Genomic DNA, 26469 nt, shown 5'->3' on the forward strand with positions numbered 1-26469 from the left:
AAGTACGATGTTGCTCGTATACCTGGCATGCCGCCAGTTTATTGGGAATATTGCCGGCATGATTATGGCGCTTTCTACTCCGTTATTTTTCTTTCGTTGGCTTCAACGAAAGATACTACAACGTACCGAGCGGTTCGTAGACCAACTTCCCGAGGTGTCTAGAACTCTCTCTAACGGGACGTCCGCAGGCTTGTCAATAGAGAGGGCGCTTGCACTTGCTTCGCAAGAATCGTCGGATCCAGCTCGAACCGAGCTCCAGCAGGTGGTCGCTCAACTATCCTTGGGGCGATCGTTGGAGTACGCCATGAACAGCATGTCTGATCGAATGCCGTCCCGTGAGCTCAACATACTCGTGCGCACCATTGTCATCCAGTCTCGGTCGGGTGGTGCTCTTGTCTCAGCGCTACAGGACATAGCGAGAGCCTTAGAGGATCGAAAGCAACTCCGTCGAGAAGTGCGTACCGCGATATTGAGTGCCTCCGTGAGCGGATACATCGTTCCTTTCATCGGGATAGCGGCTGTTCTACTGATCAATGCAATGAAGCCTGGGGTTCTTGACGAGATGGCAAGGACAACTTTGGGACAGATTATCCTGCTGTCCTCACTGTTGTGTATTTTCTCGGGAATCATCCTGATGCGTATATTCTCGCGAGTTGAGGTGTGACAATGCTGCCAGTCATCATTGCTTCTTTGTCCTCTTTTTTGGTTCTCATGTCTGCGTACGGCGTTCGCATCATTCGGAGAGAAGGCGCCGAAAAGTATGTTGAGGTCACTGCCGGAAGCGACGTCGACTCGCCTGAAGAAAGACGTCGTCCATTTTATGCTATCATCGACGGCCTTGGATTACGCGCGCAAAGAACCCTTCGAAGGGTATACGGCGAGAAGCGTCTAGACGCGCTGGGCAAGCGAATCAGGCGTGCAGGTAATCCCGAGAACCTTACTTTGGATCAGTATATTCAAAGAGAATCGGGTTTCATAGTCCTGTCCGCAATCATACTGGTTCTATTTACGGCAGTGGGGAACATTTACTTAGGAGTCGCGTTCGGACTGCTTTTTTCTACCTGGATGCAGATCTGGCTATTCTACGAACTGCGGCGCAGGCGAAGTAGGATAGATCGAGACCTACCAGACTTTCTGGACGTTCTGACCGTCACAGTTCGCTCCGGAACACCATTCCGAAACGCGCTCGAGCGAGTGTGTGGGCACTACGCTAGTCCTCTTTCCGATGAAATGATGACTACACTTCGTGAAATACGAATGGGAGTGCCCTTCAGGACGGCATTCCTCAATGTCAAGGACCGATGCGACTCTGACAACTTCGATTCGTTCGTGGTGGCGCTCCTGCAGTCCGAAGAACTCGGCACTCCTATTGCAGATGCACTCCAATCCATAGTAAAAGAGATCAGAAGCGAGCGTGCAGAACAAGTCCGTCAAGCCGCCGCGAAGACATCACCGAAGGTCGCTTTCATTGCAACAGTCACAATGATGCCTGGCACTATGATTCTCATGATGGGAGGAATGTATTACGCGTATGGAGATGTGTTTAGCAAGATTTTTAAAGGGTAGATGATGTCAGAGGTGACTTCAGGCGTGTTCAAACAGTCCCATTCTCAGTTGATTCTAAATCGTTCGCTCTCGGGGGCGGTCGGTATGGTCTGTGATGTTCGGCTTGGAATACTACTTGCCTGTGAAATCGCATTGTTGACCGCCGAAGCAAATTTCTTTGACATTCTACAGATTCTATTGACGATGGCGATGAGCTGGCTGCCATTGCATCTGTTTTCGAAGTTCCCACAAGCGCTAGTGAATGGATTTTATTTCCCTCTTTCGGATCTCGCGATTAGTGTGATCTTGATATTCTCTCTGCGCGAGAACTACTACGGAATTCAGCATCTTCTATTCGCTTACATTCTGACTTCTGCGCTTTTAGAGGGACTTCTAGTTAACTTATCATATAAAGTTATCTGGTCTAGCGCCGTCATTGTTGCCTTGGCCTTATCGCGCTCTCAGTCACAGACATTGGCGACATCACTTACTGTGTTTGTGGTGCTTTCCTTGGGCGTGGTTTTCGCGATAGTTTTGGGTGATCGTTTACGTAGCCAGTTTGAAGACATTGATAGACTTACTGAAGAAACTATGAGTATTCGAGCAGAAGAACGGGCTCTTGCAGAACGCCTAGTCATTGCAAGAGACTTACATGATTCTCTTGCGAAGAGTGTTCATGGTATTCGTATGTTGGCAGAGACACTGACCGCCGACCTCGAGGAGACTCAGCACCAAGACTCCACTCTAAGTCGCACTCTCTTTGAGTCAGCAGATGAAGCTAGCAGGGAGGCGCGTCTTATTCTAGACGGATTGCGCGTCACCGACCATGGGCAAAGTAGCCTATTGGATTGGCTCATCGATCAAGTATATCGTTGGGGTGCTCGCACGGGAGTCGAGGTTGTCTGTTCTCAAACCAGAGGCAGTTCCGATCACCAGCCATTTTCTTCTGAGGTTGTATGGCACATCCAACGTATTCTTGGCGAAATACTGACCAACATTGAGAAGCATGCTCACGCAACTACCGTTTTCGTCGATCTTAGCGTCGACTCGACGTCATTGACACTAGAAATTCGCGACAACGGCATTGGTTTGTCTTCAGGCTGCGTTCACACTCCCGCTGAGGGTCACTACGGAATTGAAGGGATGTTCGAGCGCGCTCACATCCTCAATGCGACACTGACGATAGATGGCCACTCTGCCGCTGGCGGCGTGCATACCGTCCTGACGGTGCCTCTCGATTCACTGGATTCCGTTGAAGGAGCAGCATGAAGGTTCTGGTTGTTGATGATAATCCTATTGTGCGTGCAGGTCTTTCGGCGGTATTGGGACGAATGGCAGATGTCAGCGAGATTTTTGAGGCAGAAGACGCCTTCACCGCACTTGAAATGGCTGCGCTTCATTCTCCGGAGGTCATCCTGCTTGACGTCCTTATGCCGCCAGGACGTTCTGGCATCGATATTCTTCCGGAGCTTCCGCAATCTTCCTCAGTCATTATGCTGACATCTACTCAAGATTCGTCAACGATTCGTCTTGCCTTGGAGAGAGGAGCAAGGGGGTACTTAGTTCACGGTCAACTCGGTACTAACGAGATCTCTGGGGCTATTGAGACCTGTCGAAATGGTGGGTTAGTTCTGGGGCAGGAAGCTGCCGATGTATTCTTTTGCGACCCACAGAATGAAGAATACAATCCGCTGCTATCAGAACTTTCAGACCGAGAGGCTGAAATTTTGTCATTGGCTGCGCAGGGTTTAACGAATCAGGAGATCGCCTCTCGACTATTTCTTTCGGAACGAACGGTAAAAAACTACATCAATGCTACGTACCCCAAGATCGGGGTTCATGACAGGTCTGAGGCGGTCGCCGCCTGGCACAGGGCGGCAACAGGGCGCCGGCAGGGGCGATCGCCCCAAGACAGGGCTGACCAACACCCGTAGTGTTTTCTTTTGACAGGGCATTCGCAGACCGCATCGCATCCTGATGCAGCGTTTCGGGTGCCGCTCAACTCATCACAAAACAGAGAGGTACATCAACATGAACAACAACGCCCTGCTCCGACTCCAGGTCCGCATTCAGACTGCTTGGACGAGGTTGCGTGACAGCGAGCGCGGCCAGGCCGTCGTCGAGTACGTCGGCGTAGCCTTCGTCGTAGTCGCCATTATCGGTATGATTCTCTACGTCATCAGCGGTGACTCCGGAGAGAACATCGGGAGGTCCCTCGCCGGTAAGATCACCAACGCGATCAACAAAGTCGAGTTCGGAAGGGACGGTAAGTGACTCTGAGCTTATGAACAGCTCATCACTCCGCAAGTCGCCTAGGTGCCTTCTGGATGACATTCCGTCGCACCTAGGCGCACTTGTCTGGTTGTTTTGAAAGGACCTATGCCGATGCGTCGTCGTGTGTTTCTGTCCGGATTGTTCCTGACTGGTGTGGGGTTGCCGGTGCTGGCCGGCTGCAAGCTTCCCTGGCAGTCGAAGGGTCAGGCCGGCTCCACCTCAGCGTCCGCGTCGGCAGACAAGTCGTCAGGGACGGCCGTGCCTGCGGCGTCGGGTGCACCTCAGGGCTGGCAGGAGCTCGACGCCCACGTCATGGGTCACCACCTGGGGATCCAGGTCTCACCGCTGGTGCGCCGCGACGAGAAGACCACCGTGCTGGCCCTGAAGCTGACGCGAGCCAAGGACGACCCCGCAGTCAAGGACATCGCAGATTCCACAAGCGACAGCAGCAGCAACACCTTGGAGGCATCCCGGCCTTTGTCACGCCCCGGACGCCTGAGGACATCCGACTGGGGCGCCAACGGGGTGCGTCTGCTGGACCTGCCCACCAACCGGGCGTGGCTAGCCACCGCCAGCATCGAGAACAAGGCCAAAGACAACTACAACAAGCTATCGCTCAAGCCGGGTGAGTCCACCAGCTGCTTCGTGCTCTTCGGGCCGGTGGACGCCAAGGAGGTCACCGTCTTCGTCCCCCAAGCAGGATTCGTCACCGTCAACGTCCTCGACAGCAGCGCCGCAGCAGCCTCCGGCATCGACTTCAAGGCCATCGACAAGGCCTTCGACAGCGTCGCCAACCCCAACTACGAGGCCGAGCCCGACCAGGCGCTGGCCGCCCCGGTGCCCATTGAGCGCTACACCAAGGCCCTGGACGACTCCACCAGCACCCACACCGGAAGCAAGGACATCACCGTCACCCTCGCATCAGACGTCACCTTCGCCTCCGACTCCGCCGAACTCACCTCGGCCACCGACGCCCAACTCCAGACCGTCGCCGGCCAGCTGGCCCAGTACCCCGACGGCGGGACGCTGACGATCGTGGGGCACACCGACGACGTCCAGGACGACGCCTACAACCAGACCCTGTCCGAGAAACGAGCCAACGCCGTCAAGACCAGGCTCGAACAGCTCACCAGCCTGGACAAGTGGCAGACATCCGTCTCGGGCAAGGGCGAGTCCGAGCCCAAGGTCAACGACACCAGCGACGAGGCCCGCGCCGTCAACCGGCGCGTCGAGATCACCCTGACCCCCACCGGCGGCACCACCCCAAAGAACACCACCACCCCCACCAACGGCAGCAGCGCGACCCCTAACCCCACCAGCAGCAAGCTGCCCGACCCCAAGGGACCAGTCGCCAAGGGCGCAGACGGCGTCACCGTCAAGCATGACAACGGCGCCCAGCTCACCATCACCGTCGACCACCTCACCCGCGCCAACGGATACCTCCTCGGACAGCTCCACACCACCATCAACGCGAAGACAGACTCCGCCCCCAGCGGCCTCGAGCGCTGGCTCGGCGACAAAGAGGTTCTCTTCTCAAACTCCCGCAGCGAGGACGGCAGCAGCGAGCCCACCGAGCGCGCCGCCGACGGGTTGACCCTCCTGGCCGGAGGCGAACGCATCTACCCCGCCGACTACCTCGACGCCGGCTTCAAGACCCACGTCCCCCTCACCGAGCTCCAGCTCACTCCCCATATCAAGGCCGGCACCACCACCGTCTGCGTCGTCTGGCCCGACCCCGGCGGCGACACCATCACCCTCGACCACGCAGCACCCACCAAACACATCACCGACCTCGCCTTCCGCCTCACCGACATCCCCATCAAAAATACCTGAAAGGAACCACCGTGATGCGACGCATGACTCTATGCGACACAATCGCATTTCTCAGACGAGCGCTGGCATCACAGCGTGGAAGCATTCTTCCGTATCTTAGCGTTGCCGTCGGCATTGTCGCCCTGATCGCGTTAACCCTGATGACAGGTTTAGGTGATGTCATTCTGCATCGTCGCGACGCGAGCAACGCTGCGGACGCTGCAGCTTTGGCGGCAGCAGAAGCATGGGGGAATTCGATTGAATCGACATATGGAAACGCTGCGAAGTCTCGCAATGAGCACGACTTCTGGGGAAGCGTCGGGAAAGGGCTCGGTTCATTTGCTGGTCCGACGACCAAGCGGGCCGCCGAGCACTATGCGAAGCTTAATGGTGCCACAGTGACATCCTATTCGGTGAACGAAACCCGAGGTACTGTGACAGTTTCAGTCCGTACGGATTCTGCGATCGCCTACACCGACGAAAGAATGACTGCAACGTCAACTGCTCAAGTTGTCTTCGATAGAGGCGCATGCCTCACGGGAGGGAAGGTGGGGGTCGAAATGAACGGGAAGTGCATGACACAACCCGCCTCACACCAATCTACTCCACGTAAGTCCCCTTCTCCTTCGGCGACCCCTCAGGCGACTCCAACCGCAACACCGTTCAAGCCGCCCACAGAAATGCGTGGATCCGCAAGGATATCAGCCCGACTGGTTTAGCATTGAGGACATGTGGCTCTAATGAACACACAAGCAAACACTAGTCCGCACCAATTGGGCTGATATAGTTCGCAGACTCTAGGCTCCGAACTCATCCTGTTGACTGACACTACTGCTTAGGCTAGCAAATTCGCATAGGAGAAGATCGTGACGGAAAGTAAAATGAACTACGAAGCAAGTATCACACATTTCTGGTCACTCAAAGCGCTGATTGTTTCGTTCCTACTTCAGCTTCTGTCGCGCTTTGTTTTGATCCTCATCGTTGTGATCACTCCCCCACTTGCAACCGCCGCACTAAACACTGCTGATTCCATATTCAGTCTCGCGACGTGCTTAAATGCGGTTACGGTTTTCATTGTCGCGTCGGTCGTTTCGTGGCTATTCAGGTTTAAGCTCCCCACCATTAAGCAACAGATCGTTCACGCAGTGATTCCAACGGTGATAGTCGGACTACTGTCTACCGGAGTGTACCTCTCTTGGCAGGCCGCCGTAATCATATCCTGTCGTCTACTCCTTTGGGTGATCACGTCGATCGCCGGAAGCTCCTTAATTGCCGCAAGAATTGAACACCAACAGACTGACTATTAAGAACTCAGTAGCAACTCTGTTCACAGCTAGTTTATCGTCGCAGATTGGATAAGTGTTTTGAAAGCGATAAATCAACCAAGGTCTCATCAGGAACGAGGATCCGCTATAGTTAGCTATGCTGGCATCCTATGGATAATCGTCATGATTATTCTGTGCATTCTGCTCGTAGTGGGATACTCGGGAAAATCATTTGGGGGTACATTAGTTTGCAAAATCGCCTCTGCAATTTCTCAGATTGGTGGAGGTCATCCCACATCCTGTGCAAGCTCTTCTGCATCTTCCTCAGCAAAGAACCCACAAGAACCTACCAAAGCATGTACCAACAAGGAAGTGTCACATAAAGTCGGAGGCAATATTGGTGTGCTTTTGATGACATTTGAAGGAGATGGATCTATTGTCGTAGAGGAAATGTCAGATGGAACTTATCGGGTAACTGATAAAAGTTCGGCGGCTATTAAAGTAGGACCAAATGCTGCAGGAGGATTAGATGTTAGTGTGAACGGAAAAAAGTATGGCTCCTATGGTGAGATGGGGACTGGCAGAGGCGTAACCACCGGACAGGGAGCAACTTACGTAGTTAACTCAGAGAAAGAGAAGAATGATCTTGTCGCTCATCTAACCAGAGAAAAAGTTGTGGATGCCGCAGGAGCGGGGGTCGATGCGGCAGGCAACCACGGGGGAAAGGGCATAGGCAGTGTTGGCAGTTGGATTTTCAATGGTGTCGCAGATACGGTAGAGGAGAAAGTTTTCAACTACACTGCCCCTGAGCCTACCGAATATTATTACACACTAGGCAGAGTAGACTACGCAGGTGCTAGTGCAACCAATAGGAATCCTTTAAATCCCCTTCCCATAGAAATCAACCCGGTCGCCCCTTGGAAAGGGGACAATAATGCTGCGGTTAGCTTAACGAGACTCGCAGGACTCCGCATTAACACAAAGGATCATACAGAAACTGTGTACTATGATACACAGGCAGCTTTGGGACTCGAGTCGAACATCGACACAACCAACCACGGCGGAAAGGGTGCGGGTCACAACAACTCCACAGTTGCAGCAACGTACGACTCTGAGACTGGCGAGTTGATTAGTCTCGAAACTACCACCGACGTCGGTGCTGAGACAAGCACTACAGGCCGAGCTCAGGAGCTCTTCGGAGACCACGACACCAATTTGGATACGCGATTTACTGCCTCAGTGGACATGACTGACCCGTCATCTAGGAAACAGGCGCAATTATTGATGACCACTCTAGGTTTGCCCACCAACAAGTTCGATGGGGTTAAACCGCCTATTGGCGACCCAGGCTTAGCCTCTTACAACTTTTATAAACAGGCCCGAGATCATGGTGTATACACTCGACAGACAATGAATAAGGATAGTTCTGAAACTGGCTTTAGGGCCGCTTTCGAAGTAGGCGGCGGAGCCTCTTACACTCAGGATAGAACTAAGTTCTCAGACGGTCAGTGGTATGATTCAAGTTCAGGCGAATGGCGCACATGGGAGGGTTGTGAATAGTGCTCATCTACAGGAGGCATGCCATGATTATTGTCGGAGCTAGCGCACTAGCTTCGTCCATATCGGCTTGCATGCGATCCGATTCTCAAGGTAGCGGCAATCCGCGCTCGTTGGCAACTGTTGCTCCGAGTCGTCGCCCTGTCACGAGTATTTCAGCAGAGCCGGAGTACGACAGTCGGCATGTTGCTCCGGTTACCCCAAAAGGAGAAGAGAAGGAAGTTGAGGGCGCAAAACTTATCCTGCCTATAGGATATAAAGAGACGCGAAGTACAACAAGCACCGGCCTCCCTTGCACCATCATTGAGATGCCGAACGCCGACAAGGGATATCCTCGCCTGAACCTTATGAAAGTGGATTCGTTTGGAAGGACACTGCTAGAGGAGTCACAGTCTCAGGAGGCCTTGTTATCAGCTGACGGGACTAATTCCTATGTCGCTCGATCGAGGGAGGCGTGGCCAGGAACTGACGACGCATATATGATCACGTGGCACATGTCAATTAAGGTGAGCGACTCTGAGACTCAGGAACTGGATGCGCTTGGTTTGTGGTTGGGAATTTCTCCAGGCTATGGTGCAGAAGATCGTTCGGATCACGGCTGGGTACTGTATGCGACTGCTCCATCTGGTCAACTCAACGAAAATAGCGACGTCTGGAAATCAGCTTTCTCGATCGTGCTACCTTCATAGATATTTAGCGAAATCAGACTGATCGATCCCCAAGGTCGTCTTGCTCCGTGAGATAGCCTTGTCTCAGTTGCTGGATCTCGAACCACTTGAGTCGCCCGGTTGCCTGTTCCCTGGAGTTCTCCTATGAGTTTGACTGTTTCGATGGTGATGACGTGCGGATAGCCGTAGAGTCTCATACAGATGGAGGTCTCGTCTCCCGACGGCGCGCCTCTGCACCTGTCGCCTCGTCGAAAGGACGCACTCCGTGCGCCGCCCTTCCCCTGTGGCCCAACCAGTATGGGCAGTCACGCTCGCACTGCTTCTCAGCGCTTCGATCAACACTGCACAGTCGGCTGAAGCAGCTCCGGGCTCTGGTACTGACCGAAGTGTTAGCACCACTGCATCGCTGGCCAGAGGATATGAGGCAGAACACTCCAAGACCAACCAGTTCACCACACAAGTGACTGATGCCCGTGCTCGGAGAGCAGCACCCCAGTGTTCCAACCAGCGCTCCTGCACCTCAGCGTCAGCTCAGACGACGACCAAGCAGGCAGAGAACGTCGGAGCCGGACGGGTCAAGCATGCGCACCCCTCCGCAGCGCCTCAGCCCGATTCCACGGTTGAGTCATCAGCCGCTCGGCTGTCTGTCGGCGAGATGTCTTCAGGAGGCACCGCCAAAACAGCAACGCCCCAGTCGTCGATCACGTATCCGATTCTCACCATCAACGGCAATGTCACCTACAAGCGCACCACGACTGCCGAACCCAACGGCACCGGTGCGGTCAGCCACACGCTCTCCTACAAGGCCGACGTCCCGGTCCCGGAACACAGCCAAGAGCCTGACTCTGCGTGGAACACCTTCGGCATCACCTCTCCCCCAGCAGGTCAGCGCATTTGTTTAGGCAGTGTCACCCTGTCCTATGACACCGGAGGAGACCTCGATAAGGTGACATTCACCCACGTCACCGAGGGCTCTGCCGATGGCAGCGTCTCGGGAGTTGCAGCGGGTACGACGGTCACCACGGTGGTCACCACGACGCTTGACGTCTCGGCACTCAAGAGCTCTGATCGCGATCTGGCCAATGACTACGCCAGAACCGCTCTGCTTTCGTCGGGCACCGTCAATGTCCCCACTGCATCTTTGTTTGTGGGTGAGCCATCGGGTTCCTCCACCGACGGCACATTCGCTGCCGTCGTTGCCTCTAAGGCAAGCACCACGCAGCTCGTTGTCAACGGCACGGCGATCACCGATAATGGCGGGTTCGACGCACTCTCCGGTTCCTGGAGCACTGACACGCTCACGAAGGACCGGGCGCAGCTGGCAAACCAGACCCACTAGTCGATTCCGTGTGAAGATGCCCGACGATAACGCAAGGACAGTGGCATGAAGACTCCTGTAACGGCCACAGCGGCTGTGACGGCCGCGATGGCCGCACTCGCTCTGAGTGCCTGCGGCCAGAGTGAAGCCTCCGACTCCAGCACCGCATCGGCCGCAGCATCCGTATCCCAAGCGCCGGCGTCGAAAGGCTCCGTTGCTGCGTCGTCGGACGGCATGATGGCTCTTCTCCCAATGGGAAGCCTCATCATCCAGGTACCTGCGGATGCCGTCACCGGGACCACAACAACCTACGACGACGGCATGCAGCAGACCTACTACGACAGTCGAGGAAGCGTTCCCCTCACTGTCGCCGTCGAGCGCTATGCTGCCGGCACCAAGCCCGCTGCCAGCATGCTGGCCGCGGAGCAGCAGGCGCTGGCCGCCCAGTCCATCCAGCCCAAGGTCACCCCCGTCGAGGTCCCCGGCGGAAGCAGCGGGAACCGCTTGGATTGGCAGGTCAAGGCGATCCCGCCATGGCTGCAGGACCGTAAGACCGACGAGGTTCCCATCACCTGCGCGGGAATCATCGTTGACGGGCCAGGTGGTGACAGCTACGGAGTTTATGTCTTCGCGGATCCCAAGATTCCAGAAAGTCAAAACCGCATGTCGTCCGTTCTCGCTTCTGTGGCGGTGAACGCCTCATGAAACGCCGTCTCCTCATGGCAGCAGGCGGTATCGCCTCACTGAGCGCTGTTGCCTCATGCAGCGACTCACCAGAAAAGCCGCCTGTGTCGGGAATGACCTCGGTTGCGGACGTGAAGCAACCTCAAGCCCCGTCCAAGGGGCCCCAGAACGCTCCCAAGGAGTGGACCACCATCAACTTCTCCGGCATCTCTCTCAGCCTGCCCATCTCCCTCAAGGGTCCCACTCGGCGCAGTGGATGGTCCCCATACGCCGTCTCCTACGACAAGCAGACCAACGACACCAGCTTCGAGCACCGGCTCCTGCTCTCCGGTATCGACGCGAGCACCACAGCTGACGGCATCAGGCAAACCACCAATCTCATGAGCTCCTATCTCTTTGAGAACTACTCGGAGATCGGCCGGGTCTCTTGGGCGGCAGACGGGGACAAACCAGCCACCGAGAGAGTCGCCTTCTACTGGGGCCCTGCAACATCCTGGCTGGGGTGGACCTGGCTGCTCGCCTCAGACGTCGGAACTGGCGTCGTCACTTTTCTGAGCACCTCTCTGGATGACGGCCTTCGCAACGGCATCGAGAACTCTCTGACCCTGACGAGGCAGCAACAATGACCATCCAACGACGACGCGCCCTCCTAGCATTCTCAACGGCCGGAGCCGCGACGCTTCTGAGCAGCTGTTCCTCAGCACAGCATCCGGGCCCAGAAGGTGACTGGGATCGCCTTGAAGAGGGCGATCTGCTTCTCGCGGTGCCCAAGAACTGGGACCGATCAGTGGCACAGTCCAGCATCTGGGGCACCAAGTGGACCGACCCGTCCGACAAGTCGGCCGTCCTCATGACAGCCCAGTCCGTCAAAGCGAAGGACGGCTACGACGCCCTCGACCTGGCCATGAATGCCGCCCGGGCCGTCACTCGCGGGTACCAGCCCATTGGCTCCCGGACCGCAGTCACCAACGGATCCATCATCCTGGCGCAGCAGCAGTACCAGACCACCTGGCCCTACCAAAAGAAGGGCTCCCTCTGGGCCATCAGCCGGGATTCCACGATCTACCTCGTGGACTTCTCCGGAGAGAAGATCACCAGTGATCAGATCTCGACTGTGGGCCAGTGGATCGAGCTGCGCTGAGGCGGGCCCCCCTCCACCTACCCCCAGCGCACATCGACGTGGCGGTTGGCGGCTTTGCCGGCCTCATTGACACTGCCGTCCGCGTTGGTCTCGGAGGCCACAGGCTCACTCTCCCCCTTGCCAGAGGACTGGACATTCAGGGAGGGAACCTTAGAGGTCAGGTAGTCGGCGACGGCCTTGGCCCGCTGCTCGGAGAGCGTCTGGTTGTGAGCGTCGTCGGCGACGGAGTCCGTGTGCCCCACCACGGTGACTGTGGCGGGCGGCTTACCGTTCCAGCGCTTGACGATCTCGTCGAGCACCTGTTTGGCGCGATCGGTCAGGGCCGAGGAGTCGACGTCGAAGGTGACGTCTCCGGACAATGAGGCCACCGTGGTCTGACCATCCGAGGAATAGGTGACCGCGCTGTCCGAGCTGCCCGAACGCGACACCGGGACCACACGTCGATCCAGAGGCTGAACCCGCCGGGAGTCGCCCGGACCGGTGCTTTCAGGCGGCACAATGGTCGGCACTGGATCCGGCGTAGCGTTCTTCACCGGAGCCGCCGCTGGGCGGCCAGCATGGGGATCAGCCGGCAACGCGACAGCCCCCGCCACGGTCGGCCAGGCCAAAGCGCTCACACCGGTAATCGCAGCGATGAGCCTCGCGCGATGTCGTAGCCCCGCACCCATCGCCCATGATGCAAAGAAAGTTCGCCGCTTCATCGTGACACCTCCACGTTGCTGAAGGTTCCACCATTAGGAATGGTGACACTGACGGTCTTCGTGTCCGCAGGAACGCCGGTGAAAGTCGCCTGGAATGCGATTGTCTGTCCAGGCTGGACGAATTCGTAGAGGTCACTGGAGCACAGGCAGCCGCCTTGGGAGTCGTAGGAGACTCGATAGATGTTCGAGGAGGACGGCTCAATGAGCGTGAGCCCATCGACGTTGTTCTTACTTCCTCCCGGTGTCGCCTTTCCGCTGGGCTGCGGAATCGAGTCGTCCCCATCCGAGAAGTAATCGGTGATGTACATATCATCGCTCTTGTCATTATTCGTCACGGAGAACATGACGGTGACCGTCGTCCCCGTGGCGGAGACGGAGTTCAGGGAGACGGTTGCAGGCTTGCTGTCAATGCTGCTGGTGTGCGACTCAATGGCCACGTCATGGCTGCCATTGCTGCCACCTCCAGGCTGCGCCGACTTCGGCGCTGATGCCGAGGTCGAGGTCGAGGACGACGCTCCCTTCTCACCCGAGGAGCCTCCCGGCAGTTGGCAGGACGCCAGGGTTGCCGCCATGCCAATGGCGCTTATGGCGGCCAGGATTCGCTTCGAAGCAGTCATCATGATGGAACCTCCATTGCTCTCGGTCAGGCCACATCGACCTGAGGAATACCGAGACTCTATGCAGCACTCATCATTCGAGAAACGGGGAGAGTCCCACGGGGAAAAACTGTGCGGTACCCATGATGCCCACGGGCAGTCCAGGGTACCCGGGTACTCCCCGTGCAGCGACGGGGAGTACCCGGGGAGTGATGGGGAGTACCCGGGGAGTCCCGCTTGCTAGGAAGATTACGTTACGATTACGCTCTGTCTTTGAGAAATTCCGGTGGACCCATGAAGGAGTTGTTGTGTCATTAGTATTCTCCCGTTCACTTGGAGTCTCTGCTCGGGGGACGTCTCGTCGGTCTTTCGTGGCTCTCTCGGCCCTGACGGGGCTGGCGTTGCCGGTGCTGGCGGGCTGTGACCTGCCGGGAGTCTCCAAGGGCAAGGGAGGCTCGACATCATCATCGGGCGCCACCGCCGGGGGATCCGCCTCGCCCGGCGGGTCAGCCACGGCCTCGGCCAGCGCTCCGGCTAAGGCTGGTAGCACCGAGTGGCAGAAGCTCGACGGTCACGTCATGGGCCACAAGGTGAGCGTGGAGGTCTCCCCCGTCGTCCGCCAGGACGACAAGACCTCGTACATCGCCGTGAAGCTCACCCGCGCGTCCGACGACGCCTCCATCGACACGATCAACACCAGCCCCTACAGCGACGACAACAAGCTGAACATCTCCAACTACCTAGGTGTGCCGTCAATCTACCGTCCTGGTACCGGAGTCTCCCTGGTCAAGCTGCTCGACACCGCCTCGGGGCGCGTGTGGAGCGCCATCGACGGCAGCGGCCTGTTCCTCGAGCTCGCCCCTGGAGAGGACATGACCTCCTACCTGTCCTTCGGCAAGGTCGACACCGACACCGTTACCGTCATGGTCCCCATGGCCGGCTTCACCACCGTCTCCGTTCTGGACGCCGGCGACGCTAAGAAAGCCAAGATCGACCTGTCTATCGCCCAGGCCGCGCTCAAGCAGTCCTCTCACGACGTCCCCGAGCTCGCCGCCCCCGTCGCCATCGAGCGTTACACCCGGGCCCTGGACGACTCCACCAGCACCCACGCCGGTGGCAAGGACATCACCGTCACCCTCGCATCAGATGTCACCTTCGCCTCCGACTCCGCCGACCTGGCCTCAGGAGCCGAGGCCCAGCTCAACACCGTCGCCTCCCAGCTCAAACAGCATCCCGACGGCGGGACGCTGACCATCGTCGGGCACACCGACGACGTCCAGGACGACGCCTACAACCAGACCCTGTCCGAGAAACGAGCCAACGCCGTCAAGACCCGCCTCGAACAGCTCACCAGCCTGGACAAGTGGCAGACATCCGTGTCCGGCAAGGGCGAGTCCGAGCCAAAGATCAAGGACACCAGCGACGAGGCCCGCGCCGCCAACCGACGCGTCGAGATCACCCTGACCCCCACCGGCGGCACCACCACCAAGAACACCCCCACCCCTAACAGCAGCGGTGGCAAGCTGCCCGACCCCCAGGGCTCCGTCGCCAAGGGCCCTGAAGGTGTCACCCTCACCGCCACGGGCGGCTCCAACACCAGTGGGGAGGTCACCATCACCCTGGACCACGTCACCCGCTCCGGAAGCTTCCTTCTGGGCACCGTCACCTGCACCGTCAAGGACGGCTCCAACGACGTACCACTGCACCCTCTGCTCGAGGATCCCGAGACCCCCTTGAGCAACCAGCGCTCCGAATCTGGCGCCCTGTCAACCCTCCTCGCCAGCGACGGCCTGACCCTCCTCAGCAACGGCGAGCGCATCTTCCCCGCCGACTACCTCGACGCCGACGTCGACCACCACCTGCCCCTGACCGAGCTACGCCTCTTGGACCACCTCAAGGCCGGCACCACCACCGTCTGCGTTGTCTGGCCCGACCCCGGCGGCGACACCATCACCCTTGACCATGCCAAAGGCAAGTACTCCATCCCAGGCAACTCCTACCGCCTCACTGATATCCCCGTCAAGAACAGCTGAAAGGACCCAGCCTGATGCGACGTCGTGTGTTTCTGTCCGGTGCGATCCTGACCGGTGTGGGCTTACCGCTGCTGGCCGGGTGCAGGTTGCCTTGGCAGTCGGGGCGTCAGGCCGGCTCCACCTCAGCCTCAGCCTCGGCGGGCAAGGCGTCAGGGACAGCCGTGCCTGCCGCGTCGAGTGCGCCGCAGGGCTGGCAGGAGCTCGACGCTCACGTCATGGGTCACCACCTGGGGTTTCAGGTCTCACCGCTGGTGCGCCGCGACGAGAAGACCACCGTGCTGGCCCTGAAGCTGACGCGGGCCAAGGACGACGCCTCAGTCAAAGACGTCGTTGTGGACTCCCTTGATAAAGACAGCAATGTCTTCAATGCGGCCTACTCTTTGGCACGCCCCGGCAGCAACCCGGCTTTTGAGCCGGCTGCGGGTGGGGTGCGTCTGCTGGACCTGGCCGCCAACCGGGTGTGGTTGGCCACCACCGGTGTGGAGAACAAGGTCAAAGGCAACAACAACAAGCTGTCGCTCAAGCCGGGTGAGTCCACCAGCTGCTTCGTGCTCTTCGGTCCGGTGGACGCCAAGCAGGTCACCGTCTTCGTCCCCCAAGCAGGATTCGTCACCGTCAACGTCCTCGACAGCAGCGCCGCAGCAGCTTCCGGCATCGACTTCAAAGCCATCGACAAGGCCTTCGACAGCGCCACCATGCCCCATACTCGGGACAAGGCCGACCCCAAACAGGTGCTGGAGGCCCCGGTGCCCATTGAGCGCTACACCAAGGCCCTGGACGACTCCACCAGCACCCACACCGGAAGCAAGGACATCACCGTCACCCTCGCATCAGATGTCACCTTCGCCTCGGACTCCGCCGAACTCACCTCCGCCGCTGACGCCCAGCTCAAGACCGTTGCCGGCCAGCTCGGTCAGTATCCCGACGGTGGGACACTCACCATCGTGGGGCACACCGACGACGTCCAGGACGACGCCTACAACCAGACCCTGTCCGAGAAACGAGCCAACGCCGTCAAAACCCGCCTCGAACAGCTCACGAGCCTGGACAAGTGGCAAACCAGTGTCTCCGGCAAGGGCGAGTCCGAACCCCGCATCAACGACACGACCGACGAGGCCCGCGCCGCCAACCGACGCGTCGAGATCACCCTGACCCCCACCGGCGGCACCACCCCCAAGAACACCACCCCCGCCCCCAGCAGTGGTGGTGGCAAGCTGCCCGACCCGAAGGGACCGGTCGCCAAGGGCCCTGAAGGCGTCACCGTCAAGCATGACAGTGGCGACGGCCAGCTCACCGTCACCGTCGACCACGTCACCCGCCAAGGTGGCTACCTCCTCGGACAGCTCCACACCACCATCAGCGCAAAGACGGACTCCGCCCCAGGTCTCTACAACTTCCTCGAGGACGATGAGTCCCCCCTCACCAGCTCTCGAGGCGAGACCGCCGGCAACGACGCTATCCGGACCGCCTCCAACGGGTTGACCCTCCTGGCCGGAGGCGAGCGCATCTACCCCGCCGACTACCTCGACGCAGAGTTCAAGGCCCACGTCCCCCTCACCGAGCTCGGAATCGGCCCCTACATCAAGACCGGCACCACCACCGTCTGCGTCATCTGGCCCGACCCCGGCGGCGACACCGTCACCCTCGACCACGCAGCATCCAGGAAAGACGCCGTCGACTTCGCCTACCGCCTCACTGACATCCCCGTCAAGAACAGCTGAAAGGACCCAGCCTGATGCGTCGTCGCGTGTTTCTGTCCGGTGCGATCCTGACCGGTGTGGGCTTACCGCTGCTGGCCGGCTGCAAGCTTCCCTGGCAGTCGAAACGTCAGGCCAGCTCGACCTCGGCCTCGGCGGGCGGGACAGCGGGGGCGCCTGCGGCGCCGCAGGGCTGGCAGCAACTCGACGCCCACGTTATGGGTCATCACCTGGGGTTTCAGGTCTCGCCGCTGGTGCGCCGCGATGCGAAGACCACCGTGCTGGCCCTGAAGCTGACTCGTGCCAAGGACGACCCCGCAGTCAAGGACATCGCTGAGTCCTCCACTGACGGGGACAGCAATGTCTTTGAAGGGTCCCGGCCTTTGTCTCGCCTCGGCGGCTACAAGGCCTTTGAGCCGGCTGCGGGTGGGGTGCGTCTGCTGGATCTGTCCACTAACAGGGTGTGGGTAGCCACCACCGGTGTGGAGAACAAGGTCAAAGGCAACAACAACAAGCTGGCACTTAAGCCGGGTGCGTCCACCAGCTGCTTCGTGCTCTTCGGGGCGGTGGATGCCAAGGAGGTCACCGTCTTCGTCCCCCAAGCAGGATTCGTCACCGTCGACGTCCTCGACAGCGGTGCCGCAGCTGCCTCCGGCATCGACTTCAAGGCCATGGACAAGGCCTTCGACAGCGTCGCCACCATCGGCTATTCCCGGGACGACTCCAAGCCCGACCAGGCACTGGCCGCCCCGGTAGCCATTGAGCGCTACACCAAGGCCCTGGACGACTCCGCCAGCACCCACACCGGCAGCAAGGACATCACCGTCACCCTCGCCAGCGACGTCACCTTCGCCTCAGACTCAGCCGACCTGGCCTCAGGTGCCGAGGCCCAGCTCAACACCGTCGCCGGCCAGCTGGCCCAGTACCCCGACGGCGGGACGCTCACGATTGTGGGGCACACCGACGACGTCCAGGACGACGCCTACAACCAGACCCTGTCCGAGAAACGAGCCAACGCTGTCAAGACCAGACTCGAACAGCTCACCAAGCTCGACAAGTGGCAGACATCCGTGTCCGGCAAGGGCGAGTCCGAGCCCAAGGTCAACGACACCAGCGACGAGGCCCGTGCCGTCAACCGACGCGTCGAGATCACCCTGACCCCCACCGGCGGCACCACCACCAAGAACACCACCCCCGCCCCCAACAGCGGCAAGCTGCCCGAGACCAAGGGACCGGTCGCCAAGGGCTCAGACGGCGTCACCGTCAAAAGTGACAGTGGCGCCCAGCTCACCATCACCATCGACCACGTCACCCGCCAAGGCGGATACCTCCTCGGCCAGCTCCACACCACCCTCAGCAGCAAGAACAGCACCAACCCCACTTTCTACGCCTGGTTTGATGACAAAGAAACCTTCTTCACCAACTCCCGGGGCGAGGACGGCAGCGAGGAAGCCACAACATACGCCGCCGACGGGTTGACCCTCCTGGCCGGAGGCGAGCGCATCTACCCCGCCGACTACCGCGACGCCGGCTTGGAGACCCACGTCCCCCTCAGCGAGCTCGAGCTCACTCCCCCTATCAAGGCCGGCACCACCACCGTCTGCGTCGTCTGGCCCGACCCCGGCGGCGACACCGTCACCCTCGACCACCTCCCCGCCCCGCATCTCGGCTCCAGCTACGCCTACCGCCTCACCGACATCCCCGTCAAGAACAGCTGAGGCCCATCCGGGCCTCCTTCACGGCGGAGAGGTCGTCCCCATCCTTGCGAGAGGGAGAGGCAAGGACGGGGACGACCGGCTTTTCCACTCCCCTCCCCCATTCGGTGCGCCACCGACGCCTTCACCGTAGTCAGCGCGGCACCCCGCGGACCATGGGCAGATGCCCCCGTGGAGGGCTCGTGCAGTCCCCAGGCAGGCCCCGGGGACGGTACGACCCAACGCACAGGCAAAGAACGGCGTCGGCCGCCTCCCGCATGAGGAGGCGGCCGACGCCGTCGCGAAGAAAGCGGCCTCAGGCCTTGGTGACATCCATCGGGATGCCGGGGCCCATGGTGGTGGTCATGGTGGCCTTGAGGATGTAGCGGCCCTTCGAGGTCGAAGGCTTGAGGCGCAGGACCTCCTCCAGGGCGGCCTGGAAGTTCTCCGTCAGCTGCTCCTCGGTGAAGGATGCCTTGCCGATGATGAAGTGGAGGTTGGAGGCGCGGTCCACGCGGAACTCGATACGGCCGCCCTTGATGTCGGAGACGGCCTTGGCCACGTCCATCGTCACGGTGCCGGTGCGGGGGTTGGGCATGAGGCCACGGGGACCCAGGACGCGGCCCAGGCGGCCGACCTTGCCCATGAGGTCCGGGGTGGCCACGGCGGCGTCGAAGTCCGTGTAGCCCTTGGCGACCTTCTCGATGAGCTCGTCGCCACCGACCTCGTCCGCGCCGGCGGCGAGGGCCTGCTCGGCGCGCTCACCCTGGGCGAAGACGACGACGCGGGCGGTCTTACCGGTACCGTGCGGCAGGGACACGGTGCCGCGGACCATCTGGTCCGCCTTGCGGGGGTCGACCCCCAGGCGGAAGACGACGTCCACGGTGGCGTCGAACTTGGTGATCGAGGTGGACTTGGCCAGGTGAACGGCCTCGGCCGGGGTGTAGAGGACTCCGGACTGGATCTTCTCTGCCGCGGCGCGGTAGGCCTTGGAGCGCTTGGTCATCTGCTTCTCCTTGCAGTCGTGGTGTTCGGGCCGCGCGAGGCCCTTCCACGGTTTTCTATGGGGGTTGAGTTGAGAGAGCCGGCGGGCCGGCGAGTGCCTCAGGCCTCGACGGTGATGCCCATGGAGCGGGCGGTGCCGGCGATGATCTTGGCGGCGGCCTCGATGTCGTTGGCGTTGAGGTCGGGCATCTTGGACTCGGCGATCTCACGCACCTGAGCCTGGGTCAGGGAGGCCACCTTCACGGTGTGGGGGGTGGCGGAACCCTTGGGGACGCCCGCGGCCTTCTTGATGAGCTCGGCGGCCGGCGGGGTCTTGGTGATGAAGGTGAAGGAGCGGTCCTCGTAGACGGTGATCTCCACGGGGATGACGTTGCCGCGCTGCGACTCGGTCGCCGCGTTGTACGCCTTGCAGAACTCCATGATGTTGACGCCGTGGGCACCCAGGGCGGGGCCGATCGGCGGAGCGGGGTTGGCCTGGCCGGCCTGGATCTGGAGCTTGATCAGCCCGGCGACCTTCTTCTTGGGGGCCATAGGAATGGGTCCTTCTTACTTGTCCGGATGTGCTGCACGCCTGCCGTGCAGCCGTGGGTGCATGCGCACACACAAGCGCTCATCGTAGCCCTCTGCCGGGCCGAGCAGGGCGCCCGGTGCGCGGTATCACAGGAGATCTGCCTGTGATTCACGGCTCCCGTGCCGTGGCCGCTGGGCGACCCAGGCGGTTGTGGCCCGACGACGCTGTTTCGCGTCGTCGGGCCACAACGGCTGACGGGGCCTGACCTCAGGCCCGCCTCAGATCTTGGCGACCTGGGTGAAGGAGAGCTCGGCCGGGGTGTCGCGGCCGAACAGGGAGATGAGCACCTGGAGCTTCTGGGTCTCGGGGTGAATCTCGGCGATCGTCGCCGGCAGGGACTCGAAGGGGCCGTCGGTGACGATGACGGACTCGCCGACCTCGAAGGCGACCTCGAAGACCTGTCCACCGGTGGCGATCTGGGTGCCGGAGCCGGACTCGGGGGCCGTGGCCTCCGCGGCGGCGGCCTCCTTGGCGGCGAGCTCCTCGGGCGTGGGGCCGAGCTGGGCGACGGCCTCCTCGAAGGTCAGCGGCACCGGGTTGTAGCGGTCACCCACGAAGCCGGTGACGGCCGGGGTGTCCTTGATGGTGCGCCACACCTTGTCCGAGGTCTCCGGGTCATCCAGGTCCATGCGCACGAACACGTAGCCGGGGATGCGCACCCGGGAGACTTCCTTCTTCTTGTTGCCGTTCTTGATCTCGATGACCGTCTCCATGGGGACGGTGGCGTCGAAGATGTAGTCCTCGACCTCGAAGTTCTCGGCGCGGGCCATGATGTCGGCGGCCACGCGGCGCTCGTAGCCGGAGTAGGTGTGCAGCACATACCACTGCCCCGGCAGGGCCGACATCTGGCGGCGGAACTCCGCCAGCGGGTCGACGACGGGCGCCTCCTCGGCCGGCGCGGCAGGCTCGGCGGCGGCGTTGGCCTGCGCCTGGGCCACCTCGTCGGTCGCATCGGCCTGGGCGGCCTCGACCGGCTCGACGGCGTCGTCGGTCGCGAGCGAGGTCAGGGCCTCGACGTCGTCGGGGTTGGTCTGCGAGGAGACATCCTCAGACATGGTGTACCTGCTTTCCAGTGGCGTGAGACGAGCGGATGCGACGGGCCGCGCGAGCAGCAGCGGCGTCGGGAGTAGACGTGGTCAGGGGCGCAACCGCGCATCCCCAATGAGGGTACGGCCGCAGAAGCCGAGAGGTCAGGCGAAGAGCCACATGACGGCCCGGTTGAAGGCGAAGTCCAGTACCCCGGTGAAGGCCATGATGGCGATGATGAAGACGACCACTACCGTGAAGTAGGTCCACAGCTCGTTCATGGTGGGCCAGACGACTTTGCGCAGCTCGTCAATGACCTGGCGGATGAACAGGGCGATGCGCCCGAAGAAGCCGCGCTTGGTGGCCGACTTGCCTGTCGCAGCGCGTGCGCTCTCGCTCATGAATCTGGGTCCTCAGGGTCGACGGTCAGGTCAGTTCCCGCACAGCGGGGAGAAGACGAAACCGACGGGATCTCCCGACAGATCCGCCGTTCTCAGCAGGGCAGGCGGGACTCGAACCCACAACCGCCGGTTTTGGAGACCGGTGCGCTACCAATTGCGCCACTGCCCTTCAGCGGTGCTCTAGTCTGCCACACGAGGAAGCCTTTGCGGTAACCGCAGGCCGTGGGGTGCGCCACGCCGGGGCCGGCCGGGGTGCAGCACCATGTCACGCCCCCGGAGGGACCCTGGAGGTGTCCCGGAGGCTCCCCGGCGTCGTCGCTGGCGGATCCGACGTGTTTCAGACGCACGGATGTCGCTGGTCGTGGGACCATGGTCGGGTGACACCTGCACCCACGCACCGCGTTTCCGCCCGACTGTCCGCCATCGCCCCCTCCGCCACCCTGGCCGTCGACGCCAAGGCCAAGGCCCTCAAGGCCGCCGGCCGCCCCGTCATCGGCTTCGGCGCCGGAGAGCCCGACTTCCCCACCCCCGACTACATCGTTGAAGCCGCCGTCGCCGCCGCGAAGGACCCGGCCAACCACAAGTACTCCCCCGCCAAGGGCCTGCCGGTCCTGCGCGAGGCCATCGCCGCCAAGACGCTGCGCGACTCCGGCTACGAGGTCTCCCCCGACGACATCCTGGTCACCAACGGCGGCAAGCAGGCCGTCTTCCAGGCCTTCGCCGCACTCGTCGACCCCGGCGACGAGGTCCTCCTGCCCGCGCCCTACTGGACCACCTACCCCGAGGCCGTCGCCCTGGCCGGGGGCACCACGGTCGAGGTCTTCGCCGGGGCCGACCAGGACTACAAGGTCAGCGTTGACCAGCTCGAAGCCGCCCGCACCGAGCGCACCAAGGTGCTGCTGCTGTGCTCGCCGTCGAACCCGACCGGCTCGGTCTACACGCCCGAGGAGCTCACCGCCATCGGCCAGTGGGCCCTGGAGCACGGGATCTGGGTCATCACCGACGAGATCTACGAACACCTCCTCTACGACGGCGCCCAGACCGCGCACGTCGTCAAGCTGGTTCCCGAGCTGGCCGACCAGACGATCGTCCTCAACGGCGTGGCCAAGACCTACGCCATGACCGGATGGCGCGTGGGCTGGATGATCGCTCCCAGCGACGTCATCAAGGCGGCCACGAACTTCCAGTCGCACCTGACCTCCAACGTCGCCAACGTCTCGCAGCGCGCGGCGCTGGCGGCCGTCAGCGGCGACCTGACCGCCGTCGAGCAGATGCGCACCGCCTTCGACCGGCGCCGGCGCACGATGGTGGAGATGCTCTCGCAGATCGAGGGGCTGACCGTGCCCGTTCCCCGCGGCGCCTTCTACGCCTACCCCAGCATCGAGGGGCTCGTGGGACGCACGCTGCGCGGCACCACGATCGACAGCTCAGCCACGCTGGCTGCGCTCATCCTCGAGCACGCCGAGGTCGCCGTCGTTCCCGGTGAGGCCTTCGGTCCCTCGGGCTTCGTGCGGCTGTCCTACGCGCTGGGCGACGACGACCTGGTCGAGGGCGTGGGCCGCGTCCAGAAGCTGCTGGCCGAGGTCGAGTAGCGCCTGAGGCTCCGCCTCCTCACCGAGCCGGGCAGGTTTCGCGCAAGCCGACAGAATGTCTGTTGGGCGCCGCGAAACCTGCCCGGCTCGGCGTTTGATACCAATGTGGTTGCGGACGGGCCTTCCGCGTCCTTCAGAGACCTATCATCCGATTCGTGCCCGCCCACACTCCCGACGATGAACGTCGTGCCGCCGATCCCAGTACCGAGCCCGAGGTGCTGGAGTACCTCGCCAAGGCGTTTCCCGATCTGCGACCGGTCGTCGCCGCCAATCCAGCTATCCCCGCGGTGCTGCGCGAGCAGGTTCTCCAGATGGGTTTGGGCAACTTGTCTCAAGTTTCACCCGCAACCCCGGTAAGCGCGGCGACAGCATCCGACTCGACTCATCTCAGGACGGCCAAGACTGCGGCCCTGCCCTCGATCACAACGACCGACTACCGCAGCTCACCGCACACCGAGGCTCCTGTGAGAGCGACGGTGCAAGCAGATCCTCACACGGCGGTCCTCAAGACATTACCGACCATGCCAACGCGGGCAGCCGCACCGGCACCTGCTCAGACAGCGCCCGTCGAACCATCCGAGCCCCGACCGGCCTCCCGCTCCGGGTCCCGCACCGGGCTGATAGCCGCCCTGGTCATCACCCTGGTCCTGGCCGTCGCCGCCGCCGGAACCTTCGCCGGGATGCTGCTGGCGAACCGGGATCGACAGTCGGAAACGACAACGGCTTCAGCCGCTTCCGCAGCACCAGCCCCCACCCAGGCGGCAGAAACATCGGCGGGGCAGAACGCCCAACCGACCGCAGACGCCACCGAGGCCGAAGCAACACCGCTACCCGACAAAGGACCAACTCTTCCCCCGTCAGCCAAGACCTACTCCTACCAGTACGTGGACACCCCGTCGAAGAACATCTCCTGCATCCTGTACGACGAGGGGGTGGGCTGCTCAATCCTGGAACGGAGCTACGCCTCCTCCGGGATGCAAGACTGCCCCGACCGGGAGTTCTCCATCGTGGCGCTCGCCGGTCGCACCGAGGTCCGCTGCGGAGAGGAGTACCTGGGACAGCCTGGGGACACCTTCCACACGCTCCAGTACGGGGAGACCACGACGTTCTCCGACTACGCCTGCACCTCACAGTCCAAGGGGATGACCTGCTGGAACACAATCACCGGCCGCGGTTTCACCATCTCCAGGGACTCGCACGTCAGATTCTGAGCACCCCGAGCCGGGCAGGTTTCGCGCAAGCCGACAGAGAGTCTGTCGGATACCGCAAAGCCTGCCCGGCTCGGCGTGAGACCAGCGAGCTTCAGTGGGCGCCGCGGCGGGCCTGGATCTCGCGGCCCTGCGCCAGCCAGGTCTCGGCGCGGGCCAGGCGGCCCTCGGCGTCGGGGCGCCACGGGCCACCGTCCTCGCGGCGGGCGCCGGCCACCAGGGACAGGACCACGCCTGCACAGCGGGCACGCAGGGAGACCGGATCCACCTGCTGCTCAGCCATGCGGGTCCAGGTCTCCAGGATGGGGCGCAGCTTCGGGTAGGAGGCGGGCGCCAGGTGGTCCAGCACACTGACGTGCCCCAGCAGGCAGGCCAGGTCATCAACCCGGTAACCGGGCCCCAGGGAGTCCACGTCGAGCAGGCTGGTGACGGACTCGCCCTCCATGAGGACATTGGCCTCGTAGAAGTCGCCGTGGACCGGGACCGGCCGACCGGCGTCGGAGGCGGCCATGAGCTGCTCGACGCCCTCGGCCACGGCCCGGGCGCGCGCGGCGTGCTCGGGCAGGACCGTGGCGGCGGCGTGCGCGTAGTGGCGGGCCCGCTCCGACCAGGCGGCGTGCGCCGGCAGCTGCATGGCGCTGGCCGGCAGGGCGTCCAGCAGTGAAATGAGGCCGTTGAAGACGCGTTCGCTGCGAGAGACGCTCATGCCCTGGGACAGCAGGCCGGACAGGGCCACTCCTCGACCGGTGGACAGCAGGACGAGCCCATCGGGGTCCTCTCGCAGAACCTCGGGCGCAGGCACGCCTGAGGCCGTCAGCAGGCGGTGGCGCTGGGCGAAGGACGGGGCCTGGCTCGGGCGCAGGACCTTGGCGTAGGCGGTGGTCTCATCCGGGAAGGTGGCACGCACGACCGCTCGACGGGTGGGCCGGTAGGCGACCATCGTGGCCTTGACCTGCGTGCCGATCCGGGCCGAGAGCAGCGAGGGCGTGCAGGCCACCACCAGGCCGGGAAGCTCGGGGTCGGCCGGGTGGCGCCACACATGGACCGCAGGGCCATCCCCTCCGGTGGGGGCCACCCGGGTCAGTCCCGGCGCGTGCGGGTTGGACAGGCGAGCCGTCGTGGCGCACAGGTACTCGGTGGTGGAACGCCCGTTGGGTGCGACAACAACAGCCGTGTACCCCACGGACACCCCCGCTCCGGGGCGGTGGTGGACTGAGTGGACCTCCCAGCTGGCCAGGCGCTGGCCGGCCGGGGCGAGGGCGGCGGAGAGCACGGACGCGGCACGCGGCCCCGTCAGCAGGGCCACCTCCTCGGGCTCCTGGGACGCCGACGAGTGGTTCATAGCAGTTAGTCTGCCCCACCCACCTGGTGGTTCGCCTCCAAAACGAGCCCCGGTGTTCGACAACAGCGGAAGCCCACGCACCCCTGGGGCGATGCACTGGGTGACCGAGTTGAGGCAAGCCCAGTGGCACAGATCTGTCACTCCTGGCGACTTTTAAGGTCGGCTCGGGAAGGGGGCGCCGGAACGTTGCCTTCTATCTGCGCAGGTCCGCGCCATTCCCTCCTGTCACAGGGTGTTACCCCCCACCGGAATAGTCGCCAATCGTGACACCGACAGCACCGAAAGCACCGAGGGGAGCCCAAAGTTATCCACAGCCCCAGTCCACGCCTTTCACCTTAA

General features: G+C 61.7%; 25 protein-coding genes and 1 tRNA gene. 18 read left to right on the forward strand and 8 right to left on the reverse strand.

The window, feature by feature from the left end; translation table 11 throughout:
- Window positions 1-64: 64 nt before the first annotated feature.
- The 13 genes from AXE84_RS13130 (at window position 65) to AXE84_RS02250 (ending at window position 12264) form a co-directional block, all read left to right on the forward strand.
- Window positions 65-664 (forward strand): type II secretion system F family protein, encoded by a 600-nt coding sequence (locus AXE84_RS13130; protein WP_236750204.1) that lies wholly within the window; start codon window positions 65-67, stop codon window positions 662-664.
- A gap of 2 nt (window positions 665-666) precedes the next feature.
- Entirely contained in the window at window positions 667-1566 is a 900-nt protein-coding gene (locus AXE84_RS02220) for a type II secretion system F family protein (protein ID WP_060956668.1), read from the forward strand.
- 3 nt (window positions 1567-1569) lie between these two features.
- Window positions 1570-2814, forward strand: a complete 1245-nt coding sequence (locus tag AXE84_RS12365; protein WP_167542035.1) for a sensor histidine kinase — start codon at window positions 1570-1572, stop codon at window positions 2812-2814.
- Window positions 2811-3479, forward strand: coding sequence for a response regulator transcription factor (locus tag AXE84_RS12370; RefSeq protein ID WP_081093022.1), 669 nt, complete (start codon window positions 2811-2813; stop codon window positions 3477-3479). The genes AXE84_RS12365 and AXE84_RS12370 overlap by 4 nt, the downstream gene beginning before the upstream one ends.
- Before the next feature lie 97 nt (window positions 3480-3576).
- Window positions 3577-3819, forward strand: a complete 243-nt coding sequence (locus tag AXE84_RS02225) for a hypothetical protein (RefSeq protein WP_236750099.1) — start codon at window positions 3577-3579, stop codon at window positions 3817-3819.
- Window positions 3820-3930: 111 nt separating this feature from the next.
- The gene (locus tag AXE84_RS02230) at window positions 3931-5652 is read left to right on the forward strand and encodes an OmpA family protein (RefSeq protein WP_060956670.1); all 1722 of its coding nucleotides are present in this window, start codon (window positions 3931-3933) and stop codon (window positions 5650-5652) included.
- A gap of 23 nt (window positions 5653-5675) precedes the next feature.
- Window positions 5676-6350 (forward strand): pilus assembly protein TadG-related protein, encoded by a 675-nt coding sequence (locus AXE84_RS13485; protein ID WP_420480489.1) that lies wholly within the window; start codon window positions 5676-5678, stop codon window positions 6348-6350.
- A gap of 729 nt (window positions 6351-7079) precedes the next feature.
- Window positions 7080-8456, forward strand: a complete 1377-nt coding sequence (locus tag AXE84_RS12760) for a hypothetical protein (RefSeq protein WP_150116232.1) — start codon at window positions 7080-7082, stop codon at window positions 8454-8456.
- A 23-nt stretch (window positions 8457-8479) separates the two neighbouring features.
- Window positions 8480-9142 (forward strand): hypothetical protein, encoded by a 663-nt coding sequence (locus AXE84_RS12765; protein ID WP_150116233.1) that lies wholly within the window; start codon window positions 8480-8482, stop codon window positions 9140-9142.
- A gap of 244 nt (window positions 9143-9386) precedes the next feature.
- Window positions 9387-10460, forward strand: a complete 1074-nt coding sequence (locus AXE84_RS12770; protein WP_150116234.1) for a hypothetical protein — start codon at window positions 9387-9389, stop codon at window positions 10458-10460.
- A 45-nt stretch (window positions 10461-10505) separates the two neighbouring features.
- Window positions 10506-11144 (forward strand): hypothetical protein, encoded by a 639-nt coding sequence (locus AXE84_RS02240; RefSeq protein ID WP_236750100.1) that lies wholly within the window; start codon window positions 10506-10508, stop codon window positions 11142-11144.
- Between the two features lie 110 nt (window positions 11145-11254).
- Window positions 11255-11749, forward strand: coding sequence for a hypothetical protein (locus tag AXE84_RS02245; protein WP_236750101.1), 495 nt, complete (start codon window positions 11255-11257; stop codon window positions 11747-11749).
- A gap of 161 nt (window positions 11750-11910) precedes the next feature.
- Entirely contained in the window at window positions 11911-12264 is a 354-nt protein-coding gene (locus tag AXE84_RS02250) for a hypothetical protein (RefSeq protein WP_236750102.1), read from the forward strand.
- Between the two features lie 17 nt (window positions 12265-12281).
- Here the strand turns inward: AXE84_RS02250 and AXE84_RS13135 are convergent, their stop codons facing one another.
- Entirely contained in the window at window positions 12282-12632 is a 351-nt protein-coding gene (locus tag AXE84_RS13135) for an OmpA family protein (protein ID WP_236750205.1), read from the reverse strand.
- A 329-nt stretch (window positions 12633-12961) separates the two neighbouring features.
- Entirely contained in the window at window positions 12962-13582 is a 621-nt protein-coding gene (locus AXE84_RS13140; RefSeq protein WP_236750103.1) for a hypothetical protein, read from the reverse strand.
- A gap of 350 nt (window positions 13583-13932) precedes the next feature.
- Here AXE84_RS13140 and AXE84_RS02265 point away from each other — a divergent pair, with 350 nt between their 5' ends.
- The 3 genes from AXE84_RS02265 to AXE84_RS02275 all read left to right on the forward strand — a co-directional run bounded on the left by AXE84_RS02265 (window position 13933) and on the right by AXE84_RS02275 (window position 19009).
- The gene (locus AXE84_RS02265; protein ID WP_060956674.1) at window positions 13933-15594 is read left to right on the forward strand and encodes an OmpA family protein; all 1662 of its coding nucleotides are present in this window, start codon (window positions 13933-13935) and stop codon (window positions 15592-15594) included.
- A 14-nt stretch (window positions 15595-15608) separates the two neighbouring features.
- Window positions 15609-17315, forward strand: a complete 1707-nt coding sequence (locus AXE84_RS02270) for an OmpA family protein (protein WP_060956675.1) — start codon at window positions 15609-15611, stop codon at window positions 17313-17315.
- Window positions 17316-17509: 194 nt separating this feature from the next.
- The gene (locus AXE84_RS02275) at window positions 17510-19009 is read left to right on the forward strand and encodes an OmpA family protein (RefSeq protein ID WP_081093175.1); all 1500 of its coding nucleotides are present in this window, start codon (window positions 17510-17512) and stop codon (window positions 19007-19009) included.
- A 292-nt stretch (window positions 19010-19301) separates the two neighbouring features.
- Here the strand turns inward: AXE84_RS02275 and rplA are convergent, their stop codons facing one another.
- The 5 genes from rplA to AXE84_RS02300 form a co-directional block, all read right to left on the reverse strand.
- Window positions 19302-19991, reverse strand: coding sequence for a 50S ribosomal protein L1 (rplA, locus tag AXE84_RS02280; protein ID WP_009405977.1), 690 nt, complete (start codon window positions 19989-19991; stop codon window positions 19302-19304).
- Between the two features lie 98 nt (window positions 19992-20089).
- Window positions 20090-20521, reverse strand: coding sequence for a 50S ribosomal protein L11 (gene rplK, locus AXE84_RS02285; protein WP_003789267.1), 432 nt, complete (start codon window positions 20519-20521; stop codon window positions 20090-20092).
- A gap of 258 nt (window positions 20522-20779) precedes the next feature.
- Window positions 20780-21616, reverse strand: a complete 837-nt coding sequence (gene nusG / locus AXE84_RS02290; protein WP_060956677.1) for a transcription termination/antitermination protein NusG — start codon at window positions 21614-21616, stop codon at window positions 20780-20782.
- A 135-nt stretch (window positions 21617-21751) separates the two neighbouring features.
- On the reverse strand, window positions 21752-21988 hold the full coding sequence (gene secE, locus AXE84_RS02295) for a preprotein translocase subunit SecE (protein WP_003789264.1): 237 nt from the start codon (window positions 21986-21988) through the stop codon (window positions 21752-21754).
- A 96-nt stretch (window positions 21989-22084) separates the two neighbouring features.
- Window positions 22085-22157, reverse strand: a tRNA-Trp gene (locus AXE84_RS02300).
- 208 nt (window positions 22158-22365) lie between these two features.
- Here AXE84_RS02300 and AXE84_RS02305 point away from each other — a divergent pair.
- Together AXE84_RS02305 and AXE84_RS13145 are read left to right on the forward strand one after the other, a co-directional pair.
- A complete protein-coding gene (locus AXE84_RS02305) occupies window positions 22366-23580 on the forward strand; it encodes a pyridoxal phosphate-dependent aminotransferase (RefSeq protein WP_010614513.1) in 1215 nt (404 codons plus the stop codon).
- 155 nt (window positions 23581-23735) lie between these two features.
- Window positions 23736-24791, forward strand: coding sequence for a serine/arginine repetitive matrix protein 1 (locus AXE84_RS13145; RefSeq protein ID WP_236750104.1), 1056 nt, complete (start codon window positions 23736-23738; stop codon window positions 24789-24791).
- A gap of 91 nt (window positions 24792-24882) precedes the next feature.
- Here the strand turns inward: AXE84_RS13145 and AXE84_RS02315 are convergent, their stop codons facing one another.
- The gene (locus AXE84_RS02315) at window positions 24883-26130 is read right to left on the reverse strand and encodes a phosphotransferase (RefSeq protein ID WP_060956678.1); all 1248 of its coding nucleotides are present in this window, start codon (window positions 26128-26130) and stop codon (window positions 24883-24885) included.
- Window positions 26131-26469 lie beyond the last annotated feature (339 nt).

The organism is Actinomyces oris, from assembly GCF_001553935.1.
Taxonomy (GTDB): domain Bacteria; phylum Actinomycetota; class Actinomycetes; order Actinomycetales; family Actinomycetaceae; genus Actinomyces; species Actinomyces oris_A.

Coding starts and splice junctions, on each gene's coding strand:
- AXE84_RS13130 (WP_236750204.1), top strand. CDS start 65: ATGGCGCTTTCTACTCCGTTATTTTTCTTTCGTTGGCTTCAACGAAAG.
- AXE84_RS02220 (WP_060956668.1), top strand. CDS start 667: ATGCTGCCAGTCATCATTGCTTCTTTGTCCTCTTTTTTGGTTCTCATG.
- AXE84_RS12365 (WP_167542035.1), top strand. CDS start 1,570: ATGTCAGAGGTGACTTCAGGCGTGTTCAAACAGTCCCATTCTCAGTTG.
- AXE84_RS12370 (WP_081093022.1), top strand. CDS start 2,811: ATGAAGGTTCTGGTTGTTGATGATAATCCTATTGTGCGTGCAGGTCTT.
- AXE84_RS02225 (WP_236750099.1), top strand. CDS start 3,577: ATGAACAACAACGCCCTGCTCCGACTCCAGGTCCGCATTCAGACTGCT.
- AXE84_RS02230 (WP_060956670.1), top strand. CDS start 3,931: ATGCGTCGTCGTGTGTTTCTGTCCGGATTGTTCCTGACTGGTGTGGGG.
- AXE84_RS13485 (WP_420480489.1), top strand. CDS start 5,676: ATGACTCTATGCGACACAATCGCATTTCTCAGACGAGCGCTGGCATCA.
- AXE84_RS12760 (WP_150116232.1), top strand. CDS start 7,080: ATGATTATTCTGTGCATTCTGCTCGTAGTGGGATACTCGGGAAAATCA.
- AXE84_RS12765 (WP_150116233.1), top strand. CDS start 8,480: ATGATTATTGTCGGAGCTAGCGCACTAGCTTCGTCCATATCGGCTTGC.
- AXE84_RS02240 (WP_236750100.1), top strand. CDS start 10,506: ATGAAGACTCCTGTAACGGCCACAGCGGCTGTGACGGCCGCGATGGCC.
- AXE84_RS13140 (WP_236750103.1), bottom strand. CDS start 13,582: ATGACTGCTTCGAAGCGAATCCTGGCCGCCATAAGCGCCATTGGCATG.
- AXE84_RS02270 (WP_060956675.1), top strand. CDS start 15,609: ATGCGACGTCGTGTGTTTCTGTCCGGTGCGATCCTGACCGGTGTGGGC.
- AXE84_RS02275 (WP_081093175.1), top strand. CDS start 17,510: ATGGGTCATCACCTGGGGTTTCAGGTCTCGCCGCTGGTGCGCCGCGAT.
- rplA (WP_009405977.1), bottom strand. CDS start 19,991: ATGACCAAGCGCTCCAAGGCCTACCGCGCCGCGGCAGAGAAGATCCAG.
- rplK (WP_003789267.1), bottom strand. CDS start 20,521: ATGGCCCCCAAGAAGAAGGTCGCCGGGCTGATCAAGCTCCAGATCCAG.
- nusG (WP_060956677.1), bottom strand. CDS start 21,616: ATGTCTGAGGATGTCTCCTCGCAGACCAACCCCGACGACGTCGAGGCC.
- secE (WP_003789264.1), bottom strand. CDS start 21,988: ATGAGCGAGAGCGCACGCGCTGCGACAGGCAAGTCGGCCACCAAGCGC.
- AXE84_RS02315 (WP_060956678.1), bottom strand. CDS start 26,130: ATGAACCACTCGTCGGCGTCCCAGGAGCCCGAGGAGGTGGCCCTGCTG.